17 protein-coding genes, 1 pseudogene and 1 other annotated feature are annotated in these 19,195 nt (G+C 42.5%); of the genes and pseudogenes, 4 read left to right on the top strand and 14 right to left on the bottom strand.

All coding sequences use genetic code 11. The features are described 5' to 3' along the window. Positions 1 to 5: 5 nt before the first annotated feature. The 3 genes from MKY12_RS15175 to MKY12_RS15165 all read right to left on the bottom strand — a co-directional run bounded on the left by MKY12_RS15175 (position 6) and on the right by MKY12_RS15165 (position 3,039). Positions 6 to 902: a carbohydrate ABC transporter permease gene (locus tag MKY12_RS15175; protein WP_209874147.1), complete on the bottom strand. Its 897-nt coding sequence runs from the start codon at positions 900 to 902 to the stop codon at positions 6 to 8. A gap of 13 nt (positions 903 to 915) precedes the next feature. Then, positions 916 to 1,833 carry an ABC transporter permease subunit gene (locus MKY12_RS15170; RefSeq protein ID WP_209874230.1) on the bottom strand — a complete coding sequence of 306 codons (918 nt, stop codon included), beginning with the start codon at positions 1,831 to 1,833 and terminating at the stop codon, positions 916 to 918. Positions 1,834 to 2,070: 237 nt separating this feature from the next. Next, positions 2,071 to 3,039, bottom strand: a complete 969-nt coding sequence (locus tag MKY12_RS15165; RefSeq protein WP_209874150.1) for a LacI family DNA-binding transcriptional regulator — start codon at positions 3,037 to 3,039, stop codon at positions 2,071 to 2,073. Positions 3,040 to 3,555: 516 nt separating this feature from the next. Here MKY12_RS15165 and MKY12_RS15160 point away from each other — a divergent pair. After that, entirely contained in the window at positions 3,556 to 5,160 is a 1,605-nt protein-coding gene (locus MKY12_RS15160) for a M4 family metallopeptidase (protein ID WP_339257030.1), read from the top strand. 206 nt (positions 5,161 to 5,366) lie between these two features. Here MKY12_RS15160 and MKY12_RS15155 read toward each other — a convergent pair whose 3' ends face one another. From MKY12_RS15155 to MKY12_RS15130, 6 genes are all read right to left on the bottom strand, one after another. Beyond that, on the bottom strand, positions 5,367 to 6,215 hold the full coding sequence (locus MKY12_RS15155) for a hypothetical protein (protein ID WP_339314410.1): 849 nt from the start codon (positions 6,213 to 6,215) through the stop codon (positions 5,367 to 5,369). 612 nt (positions 6,216 to 6,827) lie between these two features. Then, on the bottom strand, positions 6,828 to 8,228 hold the full coding sequence (locus tag MKY12_RS15150; protein ID WP_339257026.1) for an ester cyclase: 1,401 nt from the start codon (positions 8,226 to 8,228) through the stop codon (positions 6,828 to 6,830). 3 nt (positions 8,229 to 8,231) lie between these two features. After that, the gene (locus MKY12_RS15145) at positions 8,232 to 8,858 is read right to left on the bottom strand and encodes an ABC transporter permease (RefSeq protein WP_339257024.1); all 627 of its coding nucleotides are present in this window, start codon (positions 8,856 to 8,858) and stop codon (positions 8,232 to 8,234) included. Next, positions 8,855 to 9,625: an ABC transporter ATP-binding protein gene (locus tag MKY12_RS15140; RefSeq protein ID WP_339257022.1), complete on the bottom strand. Its 771-nt coding sequence runs from the start codon at positions 9,623 to 9,625 to the stop codon at positions 8,855 to 8,857. The genes MKY12_RS15145 and MKY12_RS15140 overlap by 4 nt, the downstream gene beginning before the upstream one ends. Positions 9,626 to 9,638: 13 nt before the next feature. Next, positions 9,639 to 10,544 carry a glycine betaine ABC transporter substrate-binding protein gene (locus MKY12_RS15135; protein WP_339257020.1) on the bottom strand — a complete coding sequence of 302 codons (906 nt, stop codon included), beginning with the start codon at positions 10,542 to 10,544 and terminating at the stop codon, positions 9,639 to 9,641. Positions 10,545 to 10,554: 10 nt separating this feature from the next. After that, positions 10,555 to 11,211, bottom strand: a complete 657-nt coding sequence (locus tag MKY12_RS15130) for an ABC transporter permease (protein WP_155991508.1) — start codon at positions 11,209 to 11,211, stop codon at positions 10,555 to 10,557. Between the two features lie 135 nt (positions 11,212 to 11,346). Between MKY12_RS15130 and MKY12_RS15125 the strand changes: the two genes are divergently transcribed. Beyond that, entirely contained in the window at positions 11,347 to 11,703 is a 357-nt protein-coding gene (locus tag MKY12_RS15125) for a helix-turn-helix domain-containing protein (RefSeq protein WP_017688258.1), read from the top strand. 55 nt (positions 11,704 to 11,758) lie between these two features. On the opposite strand, the gene MKY12_RS15120 is transcribed toward MKY12_RS15125, so the two are convergent. From MKY12_RS15120 to tnpA, 4 genes and pseudogenes are all read right to left on the bottom strand, one after another. Continuing rightward, on the bottom strand, positions 11,759 to 13,624 hold the full coding sequence (locus tag MKY12_RS15120; protein ID WP_339314408.1) for an alanine--tRNA ligase: 1,866 nt from the start codon (positions 13,622 to 13,624) through the stop codon (positions 11,759 to 11,761). A gap of 69 nt (positions 13,625 to 13,693) precedes the next feature. Further along, positions 13,694 to 13,937: a binding site (T-box leader), on the bottom strand. Between the two features lie 53 nt (positions 13,938 to 13,990). Continuing rightward, the gene (locus MKY12_RS15115) at positions 13,991 to 14,572 is read right to left on the bottom strand and encodes a TetR/AcrR family transcriptional regulator (protein ID WP_339314406.1); all 582 of its coding nucleotides are present in this window, start codon (positions 14,570 to 14,572) and stop codon (positions 13,991 to 13,993) included. A 148-nt stretch (positions 14,573 to 14,720) separates the two neighbouring features. Beyond that, positions 14,721 to 15,795, bottom strand: a pseudogene (gene tnpB, locus MKY12_RS15110) (IS200/IS605 family element RNA-guided endonuclease TnpB). A gap of 6 nt (positions 15,796 to 15,801) precedes the next feature. Further along, a complete protein-coding gene (gene tnpA, locus MKY12_RS15105) occupies positions 15,802 to 16,203 on the bottom strand; it encodes an IS200/IS605 family transposase (RefSeq protein ID WP_339257503.1) in 402 nt (133 codons plus the stop codon). A 254-nt stretch (positions 16,204 to 16,457) separates the two neighbouring features. On the opposite strand from tnpA, the gene lpdA reads away from it, so the two are divergent. Next, entirely contained in the window at positions 16,458 to 17,834 is a 1,377-nt protein-coding gene (gene lpdA / locus MKY12_RS15100; RefSeq protein WP_339314404.1) for a dihydrolipoyl dehydrogenase, read from the top strand. A gap of 33 nt (positions 17,835 to 17,867) precedes the next feature. After that, the gene (locus MKY12_RS15095) at positions 17,868 to 18,431 is read left to right on the top strand and encodes a GNAT family protein (RefSeq protein WP_036726811.1); all 564 of its coding nucleotides are present in this window, start codon (positions 17,868 to 17,870) and stop codon (positions 18,429 to 18,431) included. A 20-nt stretch (positions 18,432 to 18,451) separates the two neighbouring features. Here the strand turns inward: MKY12_RS15095 and MKY12_RS15090 are convergent, their stop codons facing one another. Beyond that, positions 18,452 to 19,129: an MBL fold metallo-hydrolase gene (locus MKY12_RS15090; RefSeq protein ID WP_036726812.1), complete on the bottom strand. Its 678-nt coding sequence runs from the start codon at positions 19,127 to 19,129 to the stop codon at positions 18,452 to 18,454. Positions 19,130 to 19,195: the final 66 nt, after the last annotated feature.

Genomic DNA, 19,195 nt, shown 5'->3' with positions numbered 1-19,195 from the left:
GAGTACTATCCTTTGATGGAGCCGATCATTACGCCTTTAACAAAGTACTTCTGGAGGAAAGGATACAAAATCAGCAGCGGAAGACTGGATACCATGATGACCCCGTATTTGATCAGCTCTGTCACACGCATCTTGGCGGCATAGGATTCCACATCGATCATCATGCCGGAGTTGACCTGATTCTGGACAAGGATGTTGCGCAGCACTAATTGCAGCGGATACTTGCTCTCATCGTTCAGATAGATCAAGGCATCGAAGAAACCGTTCCAGAAGCCGACCACATGGTAGAGCACCATTACTGCCAGGATGGACTTGGACAACGGAAGAACGATACTCCAGAAGAATCTGGTGTTGGAACATCCGTCAATGGAAGCCGCTTCCCACATTTCGTCTGGTATGGATGACTGGAAAAAGGTTCTTACAATAATGACGTTAAAAACACCGCCTGCCCCGGGAATGACCAGCGCCCACATCGTATTCAGCAGGTGCAGATCCTTAATCAGCAGATAAGTGGGAATCAGCCCGCCGCTGAAAAACATGGTCACCAGCAAAAACCACATAATCACAGACTTCCCGGCCAGATCCTTCCGGGCTAACGGATAGGCTGCAAATACCGTCACGGCTACTCCAATTAATGTTCCCAGCGTTGCATAAAGAATGGAGTTGCCATATCCGATCCAAATGGAGGAGTCACTGAATATCCGTTCATAACCATCCAGTGTGAAGCCTTTCGGGAATAGCCAGACCTCACCGGAGTAAATGTAATTGGGGTCACTGAATGAGGCAACCAGTACAAAATACAATGGATACAGTACTAGCAGCATAATAATGGTCAACAGAATGTAGTTGATGATGTCAAACCATACATCCCCTCTGCTCTTTCGCTTCACTAATTGATTCATCATCATTTCCTCCTTACCACAGACTGGTCTCTGTCATCTTTTTAGCGATCCGGTTAACGGTGAAGATCAGGATAATATTAATAAGGGAGTTGAACAGGCCGACTGCCGTAGAAAAACTGTATTGGGCCTTCTGAATCCCCATCTCATATACATAGGTAGGGATAATATTGGAGGTGGCGTAGTTTAGATCACTCTGCATCAAAAACGCCTTTTCAAAACCGATACTCATAATGTTGCCCAATGCGAGAATCAGCAGGATAACGATCGTCGGCAGGATGCTGGGAATATCTACATACCAGACACGCTTCCATTTGCTCGCTCCATCCATAATGGCCGCTTCATGCAGCTCGGGATTGACTCCCGCAAGTGCAGCAAGATAGATAATTGTGGCGAAGCCTGTTTCCTGCCAGATTCCTGATAAAATATACAAGGGACGGAACCAACCCTCATCAGCCATGAAGAGAATAGGCTGTCCGCCAAACGAGGTAATCATATGATTCACGATTCCGCTGTTTGGAGACAAAAAAACATTGAGCATGCCAACGAGTACTACAGTAGAGATAAAGTGAGGCGCGTAAATCACGGTCTGTACAAATTTCTTATAGGACTTGCCCAGCATCTGATTCAGCATAATTGCGATGATGATTGGAGCCGGGAAGCCAAATAACAGTGAAAGAAAACTGAGTGAGAGCGTGTTTGTGATAATGGTCCAGAAGTTATAGGAATCAAAGAAATCTACAAAGTGCTGAAATCCTACCCATTCACTTCCCCAGATCCCCTGGCTGGGTGAGAAATCCTTAAATGCAATTTGCACCCCATACATCGGATAGTACTTAAATACGAGGTAAAGAATAATGATTGGCAGTAAAAACAGGTACAGTTCGTAATCGCGTTTGAACCTGCTCCATGGTTTGCGTTTTGGTTGGATCATGGAATGATCCACACGGTTGGTTGTTGAATTCACGCATATTCTCCCTTTCGTGTGCAAATATTTTTTTTGAAACGTTTCCAATTTAAATTTAGAAAAACTCAGTCGTTAGATCTCTATCAAGGACTTCATAAAACTGATCTATCTTAATCAATATTGAAACGTTTCCAATTTAGAGTGAAAAACATCAGTTCATAGAGTGCATCCACAGAATAAGCTGAAGTTTTTCGATTAAAGGGATCATGTCGTTTCACCTTGTTTGAATTTAACAGGGATACGATACACTTGTTTATCTAAGGGAATGCCTTCAATCTTGTTATAGAGCAGTCTAATTGTCATACGTGCCATCTCTTCTACCGGTTGCCTGATTGTAGATAGAATAGGATGAAAATAAGGGTTATCCTGAATACCGTCATAACCGATGACCTTCACATCCTCTGGTATACGAATACCCTTCCTGCGTGCTTTGTCAATATAGCTGGCAGCCAGCATATCGGTAATGGCAAAAATTCCATCTACATCGCCATGCTCGTTGAGGAACTCGTGAATATAGGCATTGTCATCTACTATTGGATCCGGCTTCTCATAGATCACATAATCGATACCCAAAGCCTCCGCTTCATGGATAAATCCTTGCCTGCGGTTCATGGTTTCGCTGAAAACGGAAGTAACACTCCCCATAAAAGCCGGTTTCCTGGCTCCTGCTCTCACCAGCTCCCTTAAAGCAAGACGTCCTCCCTCAAAATTATCTGAGGTCACACAGGTAATCTTCTTGTTAAAGTGCCTGTCGATGCTTACAATCGGAATGTTGTTGCTCACATTATTCTCGATATCGTTATAAGTTATGCCCACAATCCCCGCCACTTTGTTCTGCCGGAGCATTTCCAGATAGTACAGCTCCTTCTCAGGCTTACCTCCGCTATTACATAACATAAGCTTAAAGCCTTCCCGATCCAGCTCATCCTCAATGTAATAAGCCAATTCAGAAAAGAATGGATTCCAGATGCTCGGAAGCAGTAGAGCTACCATCTTGGATTTCTGCATCTTGAAATTCCTTGCTACTTCATTAGGGAAGTAATTCAGTTCTTGTATCGCTTCCTCCACTTTTTTGCGTGTCTTGGGTTTAACAGCGCCAGAGTTGTTAATGACTCTGGATACGGTTCCTACAGCAACGCCTGCTAAGTTTGCAACATCTTTAATACTTGTCATATAACACCTCCGAACTCTCTCTGGAAAATATAATATCACCAAAATGGAAACGTTTCAATATTTATTTTGGAAACGTTTCAAAAGGATGAGTCACGAGTGCAGACACACATCGGGGCTGTCTTGCTCCCAGGAATAATGCTGTATACTGACAAGCTTCAGTTCTTTTGAAGCCGCCATGTTCAATTTCAATGTTGCATAATGATTGTTTACTAATTTTATCGCATTAATTGTGATTCTGATCATAGTTGATCCTTACAAACCTAAATATAATGAGAACACTATAATTACATTTATTTCATTTATATCCATTTCGGAGGGTGTAAAAGGATGTAGTTGTAAGTTTCGCGAAAGGGGTTTTGCCGTCTCCACAATTTCCCTCCGTACATTAAGGTTGTTCGCCGCTTAGCCCTAGCACCCCAGATCGCAGCTTGAGTAAGTACACAGGCTTGATAAAGGATGTCTATAAGAACCCGGCATAATTAAAAACCAACCAATTGGATCGGAGGAGTATTCATTATGAAAAAGACTGTAGCTTCACTTCTTGCAGGTGTTGTAGTACTTGGGTCCTTTGCTTCGGTGGGCACTGCGGCTGAAAGCATTGAGCTTAATAATCCCGTAGAGCTCTTCTCAAGCTCTTCCCCTATTTCAATTACGGACCAAGCCTGGAAAGCCCCGGCAGGCTCCGCTTCTGAGGACAAAGTATGGGGATATCTTGAGAATGTTAAAGGGAACCTGCATCTTTCGGCTAAGGAGGATGTCCGGGAGAAATTCAGAATTACAGAGCAAAAAACAAACAGCAAGACCGGCAGCCAGCATTACCGGTTAAGCCAGTATATCTCGGGGATACCGGTATATGGAGCCGATCAGACTCTGCATATCGACAAAGCGGGCAACGTTACCTCCCTGCTGGGAAGTGTAGTGGAAGATGTCTACCAGACCATTCCGCAGCCGCTGATTCAACTCCAAACCATATCCGGAGCAGAGGCCATTCTGGCAGCCAGCCAGGATGCCACGCTGGAACATGGACCGCTAGGTGAGCCGCAAATAACTCCTACAGCGGATTTGTATTATTTTATCGTGGACGGAGAACCTAAATTAGCCTATAAAACGGAAGTGAACGTGCTGGAACCCGAGCCTTTACGGATACGGTACTTCATTTCTGCGGAGAATGGCAGCGTACTGTTCAAATATAATATCTTAGAGAACCTGACGGGTACGGGCACTGGAGTGTTTGGAGATACCAAAACGTTCGAGACACGCCTCTCGGGTTCAACCTACCAGCTCTATGACAGCACCCGCGGCAAGGGCATTGTGACCTATACCGCCAAGAACAAGACTTCTCTTCCGGGGACGCTCTTAACCAGCACTAACAATGTCTGGACAGACAAAGCCGCGGTTGATGCCCACACCTATGCTGAGAGAACCTATGATTATTATCTCCAGCATTTCGGCCGCAACAGCCTGGACAACAACGGACTGCAGATCCGTTCGACCGTTCATTACTATACTTCCTATAACAACGCATTTTGGAATGGTGCGCAAATTGTTTTCGGTGATGGGGATGGATCTACCTTTACACTGCTGTCCGGTGATTTGGACGTGGTAGGCCATGAGCTGACGCACGGTGTGACTGAGAAAACATCCAATCTTGAATACTACGGAGAACCGGGGGCACTTAATGAGTCCTTCTCCGACATCATCGGAAATTCAATTGAAGGTGCGAACTGGCTGATCGGTGATAAAGTGTATACACCGGGTATAGCAGGTGACGCACTCCGCTCACTTGCTAATCCGCCATTGTACGGCCAGCCTGACAAATACAGCGACCGTTATACCGGTACGGCTGACGAAGGCGGTGTGCATACGAATAGCGGCATCAATAATAAAGCTTTCTATCTGGCTGCTCAAGGCGGTACGTTTAACGGTGTAACAGTCACAGGCATTGGCCGTGAGGATGCCGTTCAAATCTATTACAATGCACTTGTATATTATCTTACAACCTCCTCCAACTTCTCTGCTGCACGTACAGCCATCATTCAATCGGCCACTGAATTGTTTGGAGCAGGCTCGGCTCAAGTAACTGCTGTAACCAAAGCTTACAATGCGGTAGGCGTCTACTAAAACAGAATAACAGGCCAATGATCCTGAGGATCATTGGCCTGTATGATGTAAATCAACAATAATAAGCTCTGGATTGATTTACTGAATGGCTCTGTAAATCATCTCAGACAAATCAGTGGCCCATGCCGTGGCTATTGGTTGTTACTGTTGTGGACTGAAATGAAGTGACATCTTCGGCACTTGCGGCAGTCAAAATGGTTAATGAGCTAATCAGCAATACGGTTGTCAATAATAAAAGCTTCTTTTTCAACATTTTCATCATTGAACTCCCCTTCTAAAATATTTCGCATAATTGCATGATACTCTTGTAGCTGTGAAATATTGGCCTCAGCTCTAACAAGCTCATAAAAAGCAATAGCTTTTCTAAAGCCTGTTCTATCAAATAGTTTACCACTTAATACGATATTTTCCAGTGTTAGGTTTATTGCAATAGCTGATTTCCCACGTTTATATAAATAAACTGATAATAGATGAATATATTCTATGTAGTACCTAACATCTACAGCAGGTGAGGTATCATCAGGTTTCTCAACGTCACTTTGCAGTTCTTCTAAGGCCCAGTCCACCGGATAGCTGTATCTTAATGCGGAGTCTAAGATATTTAGCAACCCAGCGGTCAATTCTTCCCTTGCACCCATCTTTAAAAATTTCACGTATTCAGGCAAAACTTCCTCCTTTCCCTCAAGTAGGTCAAGAACGAAGGTGTTCGCTTTAGCGGTATCCTTATAATATTCTATTTCTACCAATGATTCCTCATCTTCAAGTTGAACCCAGCTCAAATCTGAATACTTTTCTATGCAATGTCGGGCGTTTTTGTAATCGCCAAGTTTTTGGAGAGCAATGCCCTTTGCACAAAGACTAAACCCAAAGTAATACACTATAGAACGCTTTAACCTCTGGGCCTCAATTCCCTTGGGGGCTGTAGCATGTATTACTGCGATCATTCCCATAAGTTTGTCAGATATATCTATCATTGCTGTAAAATTGTCTAAGGTGAATGAAGCTTTTAGCATAGCTATTAAAGAGTCGGCATCCATACCATCAAGTTCCAACAACTCCTATTTCACTCCTTACAGTCCATTTTATAGAAATATTAAGTCTTTTCCATCCTGTGGTCAATTAATTTGTTGGCTCTTAAATTGCCATTCCCTCCTCTCAACCCAAAAAACCTGCAACTTGCGCAGGTTTCAAAGATTTCAATCTCCTGTCTCTTCAGCTTCAATCTGCAAGCTCCAGATTTTCTCCAACTGCTGCCTTCACCTGACGTTATATTTAGATGTTTATCAAATCGGCAATAGTACCATGTTCTTGTCTTCTGACAAAAAACAAATTCTAAGGAGTTGCTTTTAATAATCATGGCTGACATCATCAACATTATGGCAATCATAAGCATAACAGTGCCAAACGTAAACATGGGCTGTTTGAATGCCCTCAAGTCCATGTCGTATTAGCCAGCCCCTCGAAAGCTACGGTGGTTAGAACCAGCATAATACCAATCGTCAACGCCCTGTGCTGCCTGTGAAAAATTCCAATCTGATTGTTGTTTGTCTCCTACACCTTCTTTGTAAATTTAAATGTTTAAAAAGTAAATTAGAAATCAAAAAAATGCCGCTTTTAATAGCGGCATTTTCTGAGATTAATTCATTTATTTACAAGTGGTGATATAATTATGCTTTTGGAATTGCCCCTATTTGTTGGAGCAAGCCAAGCATATCGGGTTGACCATACTCTTCAATAATTTGGCCATTAGAGATCCGATAAAAATTCATTGCATTTACTTCAATTTTCTTTCCTGTTGGTGGAAACCCGAGAAACACTCCGTCTTGTGTGCCCTTCATGACAAAATGAGCTGCTATTAGATCCTCTTCTGCTACCAGCTCCTTAACAGTCCATTGTATATCGGAAAAACCAGATCTCATCATATGAATTATGGAGAGATAACCATTTGGACCATTCATTGGTTCTTTTTGCATAGGTACATAAAAAACAGCATCTGGAGAAATCAATTCTTCAGCAAGTTCCTTGCTTGCCGTATTAATGAAGTTCGTGAAACGATGCATCAATTGTTTGTTTTCTGTAATCGTCATATTTAAACCCCTTTCTATTTCGTAAGATATAACGATCTTACCGTTTGCGGTGTTACTTTCCATTAAAAGATGTGCCTCTCCAATCTCCTCGAGTGTAAAGACTCGGGCAATAGGTGGGACTATACCATATTTTTGGAGATGCTCAAATAAAGAGATCAGTGTACTTTCTTTGATAACTTCACTGGTGAACGCTGTAAAATACACACCTGTGGGTATATCCACTAAAGGTTCAAAGGCATCAAGAGTCCATTCATTTCCTAATATTCCTGACATGCAACATATCCCTCGTTCTGAGATGAATTGCAAGGACTCCTTTACAGTTGGTGTACCAACCAACTCTAGAACCTTGTTTACCCCATTTGGAGCAATAGCATACACCTGTTCTCTCAAATGCTCATTATCGAGCAGTACATAGTCTGCTCCAGCTTGTTGGAGAAGTGCAAATTTCTCTTTGTCTCGAGTCGTTGATATAACTGTTGCTCCTACACTCTTAGCTAGCTGAAGTGCTGCTAAGCCTACGGAACTTGTCCCACCACGAATAAGCAGCATCTCTCCTGAAGTCAATTGAAGACATTCAAATAAGGATGCATACGCGGTATAATACATTTCTGGTATCGCTGCAAGTTCAGTCCATTTCATATCCCTAGGAATAGGATACACCTGGTCCGAAGGTATAAGTGCATATTCAGCATAACTTCCGTCAAATGCACGGCCTAACCCTCCCATTAATGAAGCGACGGCCGTTCCCTTTATAAATGTGCTATCAGAAGGGTCTTCAATCTCCCCTACGCATTCGATCCCCATAATACGCGGAAATTGAACGGACGGTGAATGCCCCTGTCTAGTAAACATTTCCGAGCGATTTATTCCAAACGCCCTGATTTTTACAAGTACCCACCCAGGTTTGACTATAGGAATAGGTACTTCAGTGATCTGTAGTTCTTGTGGGGTACAGACCCTTTCTAATACAACTGCCTTCATTATTTATCTCTCCGATTTCAAATGGATTCGTTTCTCAAACAGCATGAATATTGCGTTCGTCACAATGGCAAGTCCTGCTGACAATAAGCCCCCCCACAAAATCTTATCGATATTCATGGTCCGTAATCCATCATTTAATATCGTACCTAGCCCTCCTGCATTAATGAAGGCAGCGATGGTTGCCATGCCAATGGTTGTTACCGAAGCAAGTCGAAGGCCTGCAAACAGAGGCTTGATTGCTAAGGGTACCTGAACTTGAAGTAAGATCTGAAATCGGCTCATACCGACCCCTGTAGCAGCTTCAATAACAGATGGTTCAACATGATTCAAAGCTGCAGTGAACTGACGTAGAAGGATATATTGGTTATAAGCAATGAGCACGGTAATGGCTGTCGTTTTCCCCAATCCGGTCACAGGGATCATGATTGCAAACAAAGCCAAGCTCGGAATAGAATACAAAATTGAAAACATGTAAATGAGTGATCTAGATACCTTATCAGAGGCCAGAGCTAAGATGGTTAAAACGATGGCAATGAGCACAGAGAGCAGCATGGTCAGAATGAGGATCTCCACATGCTCCAATAATGCTTGTACCAACTTATCCGGATGTTTAATGGCATAGTTGATCATGTTAAGTTCCCCCAGAAGCGTTCTTGCTCCTTCGAAGATTGAATGAGTGAGTACACAAAATCATCTGCAGGATGAGTTATAATTTCTCTCGGGGTATCGAATTGACAAACCTTACCCTGATTCATAATCACAACTCTGGTTCCTAGCTTGAATGCTTCATTAATATCATGAGTCACGAACAAAAAGGTTTTTTTCATTCCCCCATGAATCTTTAAGAGTTCATCCTGGAGATTCAAGCGCGTAATAGCGTCCAAGGCCCCAAAGGGTTCATCCAGCAGCATAATATTGGGAGCGGTTGCCAATGCTCGCGCAAGACCGATTCTCTGTTGCTGCCCTCCGGACAATTGTGAAGGATAACGTCGTTTGAAGTTCTCTGAATCTAACCCAACCAAAGCTAACAATTCTTGTACCCGATCTTCGATTTTCTTTTTGTCCCATTTCAAAAGACGAGGAACGGTAGCTATATTTTGTTCAATATTGATGTGGGGGAACAAGCCTACTTGCTGAATAACATAGCCGATTTTCCTTCTAAGTATTACAGGATCAACTCCAGCGATATCCTCCCCAAATATTTTAATAATTCCGTGGGAAGGATCGTTAAGCCGATTCACCATCTTCAATAAAGTTGTTTTTCCTGATCCAGAGGAGCCGAGGATGGTAATAAACTCCCCTTCACTTATCGACAGGTTCACATGATCCACTGCATATTCATTGGAATCTGAATATGTTTTACTCACATCATGGAATTCGATTGCTGTTGGATTCATGTTAACGCCATCCTTATTTAATGGAAGCATAAAATTCTTTGGCCACATCTTCATATTCTTCTTTGTCTACGTCCACTTTCGCGTTTAGTGCGGTTATGGTGTCTGTATCCAATACCGAGCTAACCTTGTTGATCACTTCAGCGATGCCGGAATCCGTTGAAAGCACATTATCACGGATAACAGGCGCCAAGTTATAAGGGGGCCATACTTGTTTGTTATCTTCCAATAGAGTAAACTCGTCTTTGTTTACCAACTGACCTTCAGTGGTATATGCGGGCGCAACATCAGCCTCGTTGTTTCTAAGCACTTCATATTTCAAACTGTTATCATATACTTTGGATGATTTCCAATTGAGTTTGCCATACACTTTCTCCAGTGCTGGAATACCGTCAGCGCGCTGGTCCACCTCTCCTTGGGAAGCAAATCGAATCTCCCCGGCATGTTTTTGCAGGTCAGTAATGGTCTTGATCCCTAATCTTTGTGATACTTCCGTTCGAATAACGAGACCCGCTCCATCATTTGCTTTTGAATAATCGAGCCATGTGATATTGAATTGCTTTTTGTACTCTTCCTTGACTGTTGTATACACTTCATCCGGATCTGTCATCAAATCCATCTGTAATACGGCCAACAACCCAGTACCTGTGTACTCTGGATACATATCGATATCGTTATTAACAATCGATGAATGAATGATAGAACCCGCAATATTAGGAACACGCTCTACTTGGTATCCCGCGTTCTCCAAAGCCAAAGCATATAGCTCCCCGACAATTAAATTCTCAGTAAAGTCTTTTGAACCAATTCGAATTGTCGATCCATGATTATTCGTTTTATTACCACATGCGCTCAACATTATGGACAAAACAAGTGTGATTGAAATGGTTAAAACTAATTTTTTCTTTATGTTCTTTTTCATTTGCGTGAACCTACCTTTGCAAGAATTTATATCTAAACAATACACGTTCAGACACATCTAAAATGAAGCCTATCCCAATAGCCAGAATCGCTACTGAGATAGCACCAATTAAAAGTAAATCCGTTCGATTGAGTCCTAAACCGGTAAAAATGATCTCTCCTAATCCACCAGCTCCAATTTTGGCAGCCAAGGTAGCGCTGGCGATAATTTCAATCGCAGCGGTTTTAATCCCTGTCAAAATCAATGGTCCAGCCACTGGAAATTGGATTTTCCATCTGATTTGTCGTTCAGACATCCCTACACCTTGTGCAGATTCAAGTAAAGACATGGACACACTTTGTAATCCGGATACTGTATTCATTAAGATTGGAGGGATTCCTAAAATAATGAGAGCGACAAGGGCTGGCCTAATTCCAGTACCCATGATAGGAAGCAACAGAAGTAAGATTGCTAGGCTGGGAATGATTCGTAATGTTTGAAATAACGAGATGATCCATTTTTCGGAACGACTGTATTTAGTTGATAAGGTACCTAAGATCATTCCTATAAGTGTAGAAATCATCAATGCCAATAAACTGATCTCTAAATGCTCTTTCCAAGAATTCAAGAACGTTGACATATGATTCGAAAAATAGTCACTCAGTTGCATCCATAAACTTTCTCTCAAACTCCCTCCCCCTTTCATCATTTTCATTTGATTTTTCATCGACAGAATTATAATATAAGCAATGTATTGGTTTTGAAAGTAGGCACCTTTTTGTTATATAGGAACCTATTAGTAACTATTGGAGGCGATAATGTAGTGATTTCAAAAAAAGAGTTGCCGTTGTGTCCCGTCGCAACGACAGTTGGATTGATAGGTAACAAGTGGAAGCTATTGGTTATGAGGGATCTTTTGAAGGGAACTCAACGATTCGGAGAACTTCGTAAAAGTATCCCGGAGATCAGTCAAAAGGTTCTCACTGAAAATTTACGCTCAATGGAAGAGGATGGAATTGTCATTCGTACTGTTTTTGCAGAAGTCCCTCCGAGAGTCGAATACAGCTTAAGTGACTTAGGAAATTCACTGAAGCCAATTATATTCTCTATGGAAACATGGGGACTCGGGTACCAGAAACTCAATGATGAACTTCCGAACGATATTCATCAGAGTGAATGATGTCAGATTGATACTCTCTGCAATATTTCTATTAGCAGTAAAAAAGCAATTCGGATTAAATCCGAATTGCTTTATCTTTAATTACTCCTTTAATCCTTCTGACTCCAGCAGCAGAAGATTGTTCTTTTACAATACGGAACGTTCCTAAGTTTGTGGTATCTTCTACATGAGGCCCTCCACATACTTCACGGCTCCATACTTTCCCTTCGTGATCTTGGATGGTATACACCTTAACGATATCCGGATATTTATCCCAAAAGTTTCCTTCCACATTACTTTCTTTCGCTTCAAGTTTAGGCAGCTCTGAAATAGAGGTAACTGCTTTGGATGAAATTGCATCATTCACATACTTCTCCACCTTAGCTATTTGCTCGGGGGTAAGTTTTTCATCATGGTTGAAGTCAAACCGTAATCGCTCGGAAGTAATATTACTTCCTTGTTGGTGAACATGATCACCTAGAACTTCCCTTAACCCCGCAAGTAGCAAATGAGATACCGTGTGCAGCGCGGTTGTTTCTGCGGAATGTTCAGCTAAGCCACCTTTAAATTTACCTGCAGAAGCAGTTCTGCTCATTTCAGCGTGTTTTTTTGCTGCCTCTGTATAAGACGTCTTATCCTCCATGGTATATCCACTTTCAGTTAGATACTCTTGTGTCAGCTCCAAGGGAAAGCCATAGGTTTCGTAAAAATAAAAGGCATCTGCCCCCGTAACTTTACCCTTATTCTTCAGATGTTTCTGTATTTCAAATTCTCCTTGCTGTAATGTTCTATAGAAAAGACTTTCTTCCTTATTTGCGATTTCAATTACTTTCTTTTTATTGCGGATCAAATCTTCATAAGCTGTTGCTTCATCGATATAAACTTCAGACAACTGACCCACAAAGCTTCCTTGTATCCCTATTTTTTTACCCGCACGGATGGCCCTTCTTAATAGCCTTCTTGTTATATACCCTGCATCACTATTTGCCGGCTCTGCACCGTCATTAATGAGAAACGTAGCCGCTCTCACATGATCCAGTATGATTCTAAAGGACTTTAGATCGTCAGCATAGGATTTACCGCTTAGCTCCATCAACTTGTTCTTGGGATTAAGGAAGAAAGCCGTATTATAAATATCCTTGTCCCCGTTAAGGGCTGTAGCCACCCTTTCTAATCCGCCTCCATAATCCAGATTGGGATTTTGCATTTTTACGAATCCGGTCTCTCCTTTTGTGTAACACATAAATACGTTGTTCCCAATTTCCAGGAATCTGTCGCTTTCAGAAGCAGGATGATCCAGTGGATCACCGCTTGGGTCAAGATCATAAAACATTTCACTATCGGGTCCACCCGGTTCACCAACCGGCATATGGAGAGGACTTCCGGCCCGGCTCCACCAGTTTTCTTTTTCATCGTATAAGAATATTTTCCCGCCTCTAGATGCCCCGTATTGCCAGGGATCATCTTCAATGATGGGTTCTATCCCGACGGATTTGAATTTTGCTGACCAGAGCTGAGTGGCTTCCGTATCTTTCGGTATATTCAATTCGTCACTTCCTGCGAAAGCACTGATATACAGCCTGCCCGGATCCATTCCTAATTCGATGATCTGCCAATGCCAAATGGCATCGATTTGCTTTTGCTTATAGTTAAGTTCATTTGCTTTGAACTCCCAACGGCCTATCATTTCAAAAAATGTCAGATGCGACGTATCTCCTACTTCCTCAATATCCACTGTCCTTAAGCACTTCTGAATATTAGCAATCTCATTGCCGATCGGATGCTTTTCCCCCAATAAATAGGGAACCATCGGCTGCATGCCGCTTCCTGTAAACAACGTTGAGGGATCATTTTCCGGTAACAAGCTAGAAGAAGGCACTTGGCTAGCCCCTATTCTTTTCATAAAATCAACATAGGATTGTCTCAACTCATCTGGTGTCATTGTAAACCCTCCATCAAATATTAGTTATGCTTAAAACAAAAAAGCCCTAAGCTGACATGTTTCTTGTCAACTTAGGGCGAACGATTATGTCCGTGTTACCACCTAACTTCAGATTGCTCTGCGCTCTATCAGTACGGGATTGCTCCGATACTGTTTCCTGAATAACGGTGGAACTCCGTTGAAGCCTACTAAGATTCCTCTGTTCGGTCCACAGCTCCGAGACTGCTTCACTATTAGATCAATGAAGATTCGCACCAACCATCTTCTCTCTGTGAGATCCTTAATAGTTACTATTTCTCATCATAGCCTTTTCGTTTTAAGTTAAAGCTATGCTAGCACAATCAGCTTGCTTCGTCAAATAAAAAGTTACCTGGAGCCGGCGCTTACCATTTGTTTGATCTGCACACGACCTGCCTGTAATAAAGCATCACTGAACTTCTCATCACTAACTGCCCTTGCCAGTGCCACAGTACCCACCATACTGCTCACCAACGCATAACCATTAGAGGGATCGATCCCAGCCATATTTGTAATAAACGCGATGAAACGTTGCAGCTCTTGTGTGTACGCTTGCCTAATATTTTCCGGTAGCTGGGCAACCTCTCCTGATAAAGCAGGTAAGATACAACCGGCTTCCATCTGATCCCGATGCAGAGGGCTTAAGTAAAAATCAATGACGGCCTCAATCGACGTCTGATCTTCATTTTTATTTTGGTCTGCAATTCTCTGAAGTGTGTCGATGGTGTCACTAATTGCGAAGTGACAGGTCTCCATCACAAGCTGATCTTTATTTGCAAAATGGGAGTAAAATCCTCCGTGCGTCAGTCCAGCACCTTTCATAATATGTGGAAGACTAATATTCCGCACGCCGTGGGTGCGAAATGCTTTGGCTGCGCTGGTAATAATATGGCTTCGAACTTTGAGCTTGTGTCCTTTCGGATAAGGCATCCTGCTCTCTCCCTTTTGTATAAGTCTGTATTTATGAATGTTTGTGAACTACCATCCACCTAAGAGGTGGCGGCTTCTTGGTCAATGAAGCTACTGCTCCAAGTTTACCCAAGCTCAAAGGCTAGTCCCTAGCCCAATCATTGCAATATCACATGGCTAGTTTCAGTAGGTTTTGAGCAGCGTTTACATCGCGATCATGATGCACGTTACATTCTGGACAAGTCCACTCTCGCAAGGCGAGATTCTTCACCTCTGCGTTCTTATAACCGCAACAGGAGCAAAGCTGACTACTTGCATAGTGCTTAGGGGCAATAATAAGTTCTCTGCCATACCATTGAGCCTTATATTCAAGCATCGAACGGAACATACTCCAAGCTACCTCGCTAATCGCTTTTGCAAGTTTGTGATTCTGCATCATATTCTTTACACGTAAGTCTTCCATCACGATGACTTGGTTTTCGTTTATCATTTTGGTAGACGTTTTATGCAAGAAGTCTTTACGCTGATTTGCTATTTTTTCATGTAGCTTGGCAACTTTCAGCCTAGCCTTATGACGGTTATGGCTTCCCTTCTTCTTCCGCGATACATCCTTTTGCAGCTTCGCTAATCGCTTTTCAGACGTACGCAAGTATTTAGGATTGGATATGATTTCGCCATTTGAAGTCATAGCAAAGTCTTTCAGCCCAAGATCAACGCCAATCTTCGTATTGCATTTTGGGCAACTGGACGATATCCGTTTCAACCAATACGGAAGCATAATACTTTCCCGTTGGTGTTTTTGAAATCGTGCATGATTTGATCAGCCCCACGAATGGGCGGTGCAGCTTGATTTTAATGCCCGTTTTTAGCTTTGGAATCTTGAGATATCCATCCTCTATAGCCACTGTTCCATTTTGGTTATTCGTTGTGAAGCTATGATTATTCGTCTTCTTGCTCTTGAATTTAGGAAATCCCGTTTTCTTATCCCGAAAAAAATTCTTATAAGCCTTGTCTAAATTCAGTTGTGTATTCGCTAAGGCAAGGCTATCGACTTCTTTCAGCCAGTCAAATTCCTTTTTGTATTGTGCGGGTGTATTCCTCAGCATCGTTTCCGTTTGCTTGTAATGTTCAATTTTATCTGCAAGCATTCTATTGTAGATGAAGCGAACGCATCCGAACACTTTAGCGAAGTAGTGTTGTTGCCCATGGCTTGGATAGATACGGTATTTGTAGGCTTTCAGCAATGGCGATCACCCTTTCACCCCTTGGTTTTCGATGTATTTTTGAATGACGTCTATTGGCGCTCCACCCGTTGTAAGCAAGCAATAGGAGCGTGACCAAAAGGCCTCTTTCCAAAGTGATTTTCGGAGGGTAGGAAACTCCTTCTTGATCAGCCTAGATGATGCACTCTTATAAGCGTTGAGAAATTTAGAAATGTCGGTATTAGGATGAGTTTTCATTAGGATATGAACGTGATCCCTGTCATGATTCCATTCCTGCAAAGTCACATTGTAAGTAGGCTGAATGGATGCAAATATCTCTTTCAGACGTTCGGATATTGGATCTGTAATTACTTTCCTACGATACTTGATGACTAGAATAAGGTGGAAGTGAAGGGAGAACACTGAATGGTTATTCGAGTCTAATTTCATTAATTTCACTGACCTTTCCAAGATACGACTGAATACATTTATTATAGCATCTTAGGCGGTTATAATCCATGTAGATTAGACCGTTTCCATTCATCCCCCACTTAAAGAAGATGGGAGAATTCTGTCAACTGAGGGTTAAAATATTATAATTATCATATTATTTGATGTCAATTTATTATGAAGTGTTGACTCTTTTAAAATATGATGACTATAATATATTACGATCATCATATTTTAATTTGGAGGTACTCATCATGAACTCATTAGAAGCTGTAGATACCCTGGTCATTGGATCGGGGCCTGGCGGTTATGTAGCCGCATTACGTTCATCACAATTGGGTATGAAAACATTCATTGTGGAGCGCCACCAGATCGGAGGGGTATGTACGCATGTAGGCTGTATTACTTCCAAAGCGCTGATTGCTGAAGCGGAGCGTATTCATTTGCGCAGACACTGGTATACTGTTGACGAAGCTTCTTCTTTTCAGGAGGCTCAGTTGTTTAAGCAAGCTGTGGTGGATAAGCAGTCTGGAGGAGTTCGGTTTTTACTTAAAACAGCAGGTGTGACAGTTATCGAAGGAGAAGCCAGCTTGATTGATGCGAATACCGTTGAAATTCATCACGCTGAACAGAATGAGCGCCGAATAGGCTTCAAACATCTCATTCTGGCAACCGGTTCCCGTCCGATTGAAATCAGCGCTCTTCCTTTCGGCGGACGGATTCTTTCATCCACTGAGGCGCTATCGCTGGCCGGTATTCCTAAGAGCCTTGTTGTAGTTGGCGGCGGTTATATTGGTGTGGAACTGGGTCAGATGTTTGCGAGATTTGGAACCAAAGTTACGATGCTTGAGGGCGGTGAACAGATTTTACCCGGATTTGAAGCAGAGATTGTCGCACCTGTCGTTCGTCAACTGAAGAAGGACGGGATAACCATCTTAACGGAAGCTAAGGTTACAGGAACAGACCAATATACGAGTCACATCAATCTACATTATATGCGTCAGGATCAACACCATGTTGTTCAAGCTGAATATGCGTTAATTACGGTGGGCAGGAAACCGAACACAGATGGAACCTTGGGTCTTGAAAATATAGGTCTGTCCCCTACTCCACAAGGCTTGATCGAGATTGACAAGCAGTGCAGAACATCTATCCCGCATATCTATGCCATTGGAGATATTGTTCAAAGCCCTGCCTTGGCTCATAAAGCTTCATATGAAGCAAAAATTGCAGCAGAAGCGATCGCGGGTAAACCCTCTGTCATCGACTACAAAGCTCTTCCGCTGGTTGTGTTCTCTCACCCGGAGATTGCGAGCGTTGGTCTTAGCGAAACGGCGTGTAAACAACAATCGATTCCTGTTGTCGTTGGAAAATCTATTTTTTCTATTAATGGCCGTGCGCTGGCTCTGAAAGAAACCGAAGGCTTTGTCAAAATCGTTGCTCATGCTGTGTCTGGTCTTGTATTAGGTGCACAGATTGTAGGCGCTGAAGCATCTACTCTTATATCTGAGCTATCCCTTGCGATTGAGATGGGAGCAACGGTAGAAGATATGGCCATGACCATTCATCCGCATCCAACGTTAGGCGAAATCATCATGGAGGCCGCAGAACAAGCCCATCGCAGATTGTAACAAACGAAAATTATTGATGCAGGAGGTTTACTTATGGAGAAATCAAACGAAGTATATTGCGTTTCCGACCGGCTTGTTATTCGAAAGTTTGATTTGCAGGATGTACATTCTTTTTATCAATACCGGACGAATCCAGAGGTTTCCCGTTTTCAATCCTGGGATCATTATACGCTTCAAGAAGCTGAAGCATTTATCAGCAGACAAATAGTACATTCCCCGGATCAGCCCGGGACTTGGTTCCAATATGCAATTGCTCTAACGGAGTCAGATCAATTAATCGGTGATTGTGCCATCCACACACTCGCAGATGAACCCCGAATGGTTGAGATAGGATTCACTCTAGCACCTGAGCATCAAGGAAAAGGATACATGAATGAGGCGCTTCGTGTCCTGATTGACTATGTGTTTGGCTTACTAAATAAACATAAGCTGATCGCTTTTACCGATGTAAGGAACACAAAATCGATTCAAGTGCTAGAGCGTTTAGGCATGAGACGTGAAGGACACCTGCTCGAAAATTACATGTCCAAAGGCATTTGGGTAGATGAATTTCAATATGCAATGCTGCGATCGGAGTGGCTTAACAAACAAAACTGATTTCAAAAGAAACTTTCAGGTCAAATAGAAGTTGTTGTATTTACTATTTTCTGGAGACTTTCCTTGATACGATGCGTAACTTCGTTACCATGATAAGTGATCACTTTTTTAATATCCAGCTCTAGCAGTTTGGCAATCGACTTCAACGCAGCAGGATGATCCAACGTGTAATAGTTGTCAAAGGACAGGAGCTTACCAGCTTTTGAATTTAATGCATCGCCGGCAATTAACGTTTGAGTTGGGATATGATATAGCGATATATGATCTGGTGTGTGTCCAGGTGTAAAGACGACTTGAATACCGCCGGCCAGGGGCAGAATATCTCTATCCTTTAGTGCTGTATGAACGTGCACGGACGGTGCAAAAGTTGTACCTCTAATAAGCGGAAGCGCACCCGTCAAATAGGGTACAGTCTCCTCATGTGCGAGCACCGTCACCTCGTTCCCCCTTGCCTGAATAAGCTCCGGCAGACTGCCAATGTGATCGCTGTCTTGATGTGTAATGATGATATGCGTTAGCTGATCAAGTCCAAAGCCTTCCGTTTCAAGTAACTTACGGATCTTATCCAATTGCCCGGGAATGCCAGTATCAACAAGTACAAGATTCCGTTCATCCCACAACAAAGTTGGGTATACAATAAATGATCCCATTTGCAGCTCTATCGCTTTAATTCCGGTATTCGGCTGAGACAGGGACATTCCTTCATCATCCTTTCCTATAAGTAGGTATATTATATTACTTATAGGAAGCCGCAAGTCAACACT

Source organism: Paenibacillus sp. FSL M7-0896 (assembly GCF_037975415.1).
In the GTDB taxonomy this organism is placed as follows: domain Bacteria; phylum Bacillota; class Bacilli; order Paenibacillales; family Paenibacillaceae; genus Paenibacillus_AQ; species Paenibacillus_AQ silagei.
Note: the sequence above shows the minus strand (reverse complement) of the source record. Positions and strands in the feature narration are given on the sequence as shown.

Coding starts and splice junctions, on each gene's coding strand:
- lpdA (WP_339314404.1), top strand. CDS start 16,458: ATGAACTCATTAGAAGCTGTAGATACCCTGGTCATTGGATCGGGGCCT.
- MKY12_RS15145 (WP_339257024.1), bottom strand. CDS start 8,858: ATGATCAACTATGCCATTAAACATCCGGATAAGTTGGTACAAGCATTA.
- MKY12_RS15170 (WP_209874230.1), bottom strand. CDS start 1,833: ATGATCCAACCAAAACGCAAACCATGGAGCAGGTTCAAACGCGATTAC.
- MKY12_RS15120 (WP_339314408.1), bottom strand. CDS start 13,624: ATGACACCAGATGAGTTGAGACAATCCTATGTTGATTTTATGAAAAGA.
- MKY12_RS15160 (WP_339257030.1), top strand. CDS start 3,556: ATGAAAAAGACTGTAGCTTCACTTCTTGCAGGTGTTGTAGTACTTGGG.
- MKY12_RS15175 (WP_209874147.1), bottom strand. CDS start 902: ATGAATCAATTAGTGAAGCGAAAGAGCAGAGGGGATGTATGGTTTGAC.
- MKY12_RS15090 (WP_036726812.1), bottom strand. CDS start 19,129: ATGTCCCTGTCTCAGCCGAATACCGGAATTAAAGCGATAGAGCTGCAA.
- MKY12_RS15140 (WP_339257022.1), bottom strand. CDS start 9,625: ATGAATCCAACAGCAATCGAATTCCATGATGTGAGTAAAACATATTCA.
- MKY12_RS15135 (WP_339257020.1), bottom strand. CDS start 10,544: ATGAAAAAGAACATAAAGAAAAAATTAGTTTTAACCATTTCAATCACA.
- MKY12_RS15095 (WP_036726811.1), top strand. CDS start 17,868: ATGGAGAAATCAAACGAAGTATATTGCGTTTCCGACCGGCTTGTTATT.
- MKY12_RS15165 (WP_209874150.1), bottom strand. CDS start 3,039: ATGACAAGTATTAAAGATGTTGCAAACTTAGCAGGCGTTGCTGTAGGA.
- MKY12_RS15115 (WP_339314406.1), bottom strand. CDS start 14,572: ATGCCTTATCCGAAAGGACACAAGCTCAAAGTTCGAAGCCATATTATT.
- MKY12_RS15150 (WP_339257026.1), bottom strand. CDS start 8,228: ATGAAGGCAGTTGTATTAGAAAGGGTCTGTACCCCACAAGAACTACAG.
- tnpA (WP_339257503.1), bottom strand. CDS start 16,203: ATGAAATTAGACTCGAATAACCATTCAGTGTTCTCCCTTCACTTCCAC.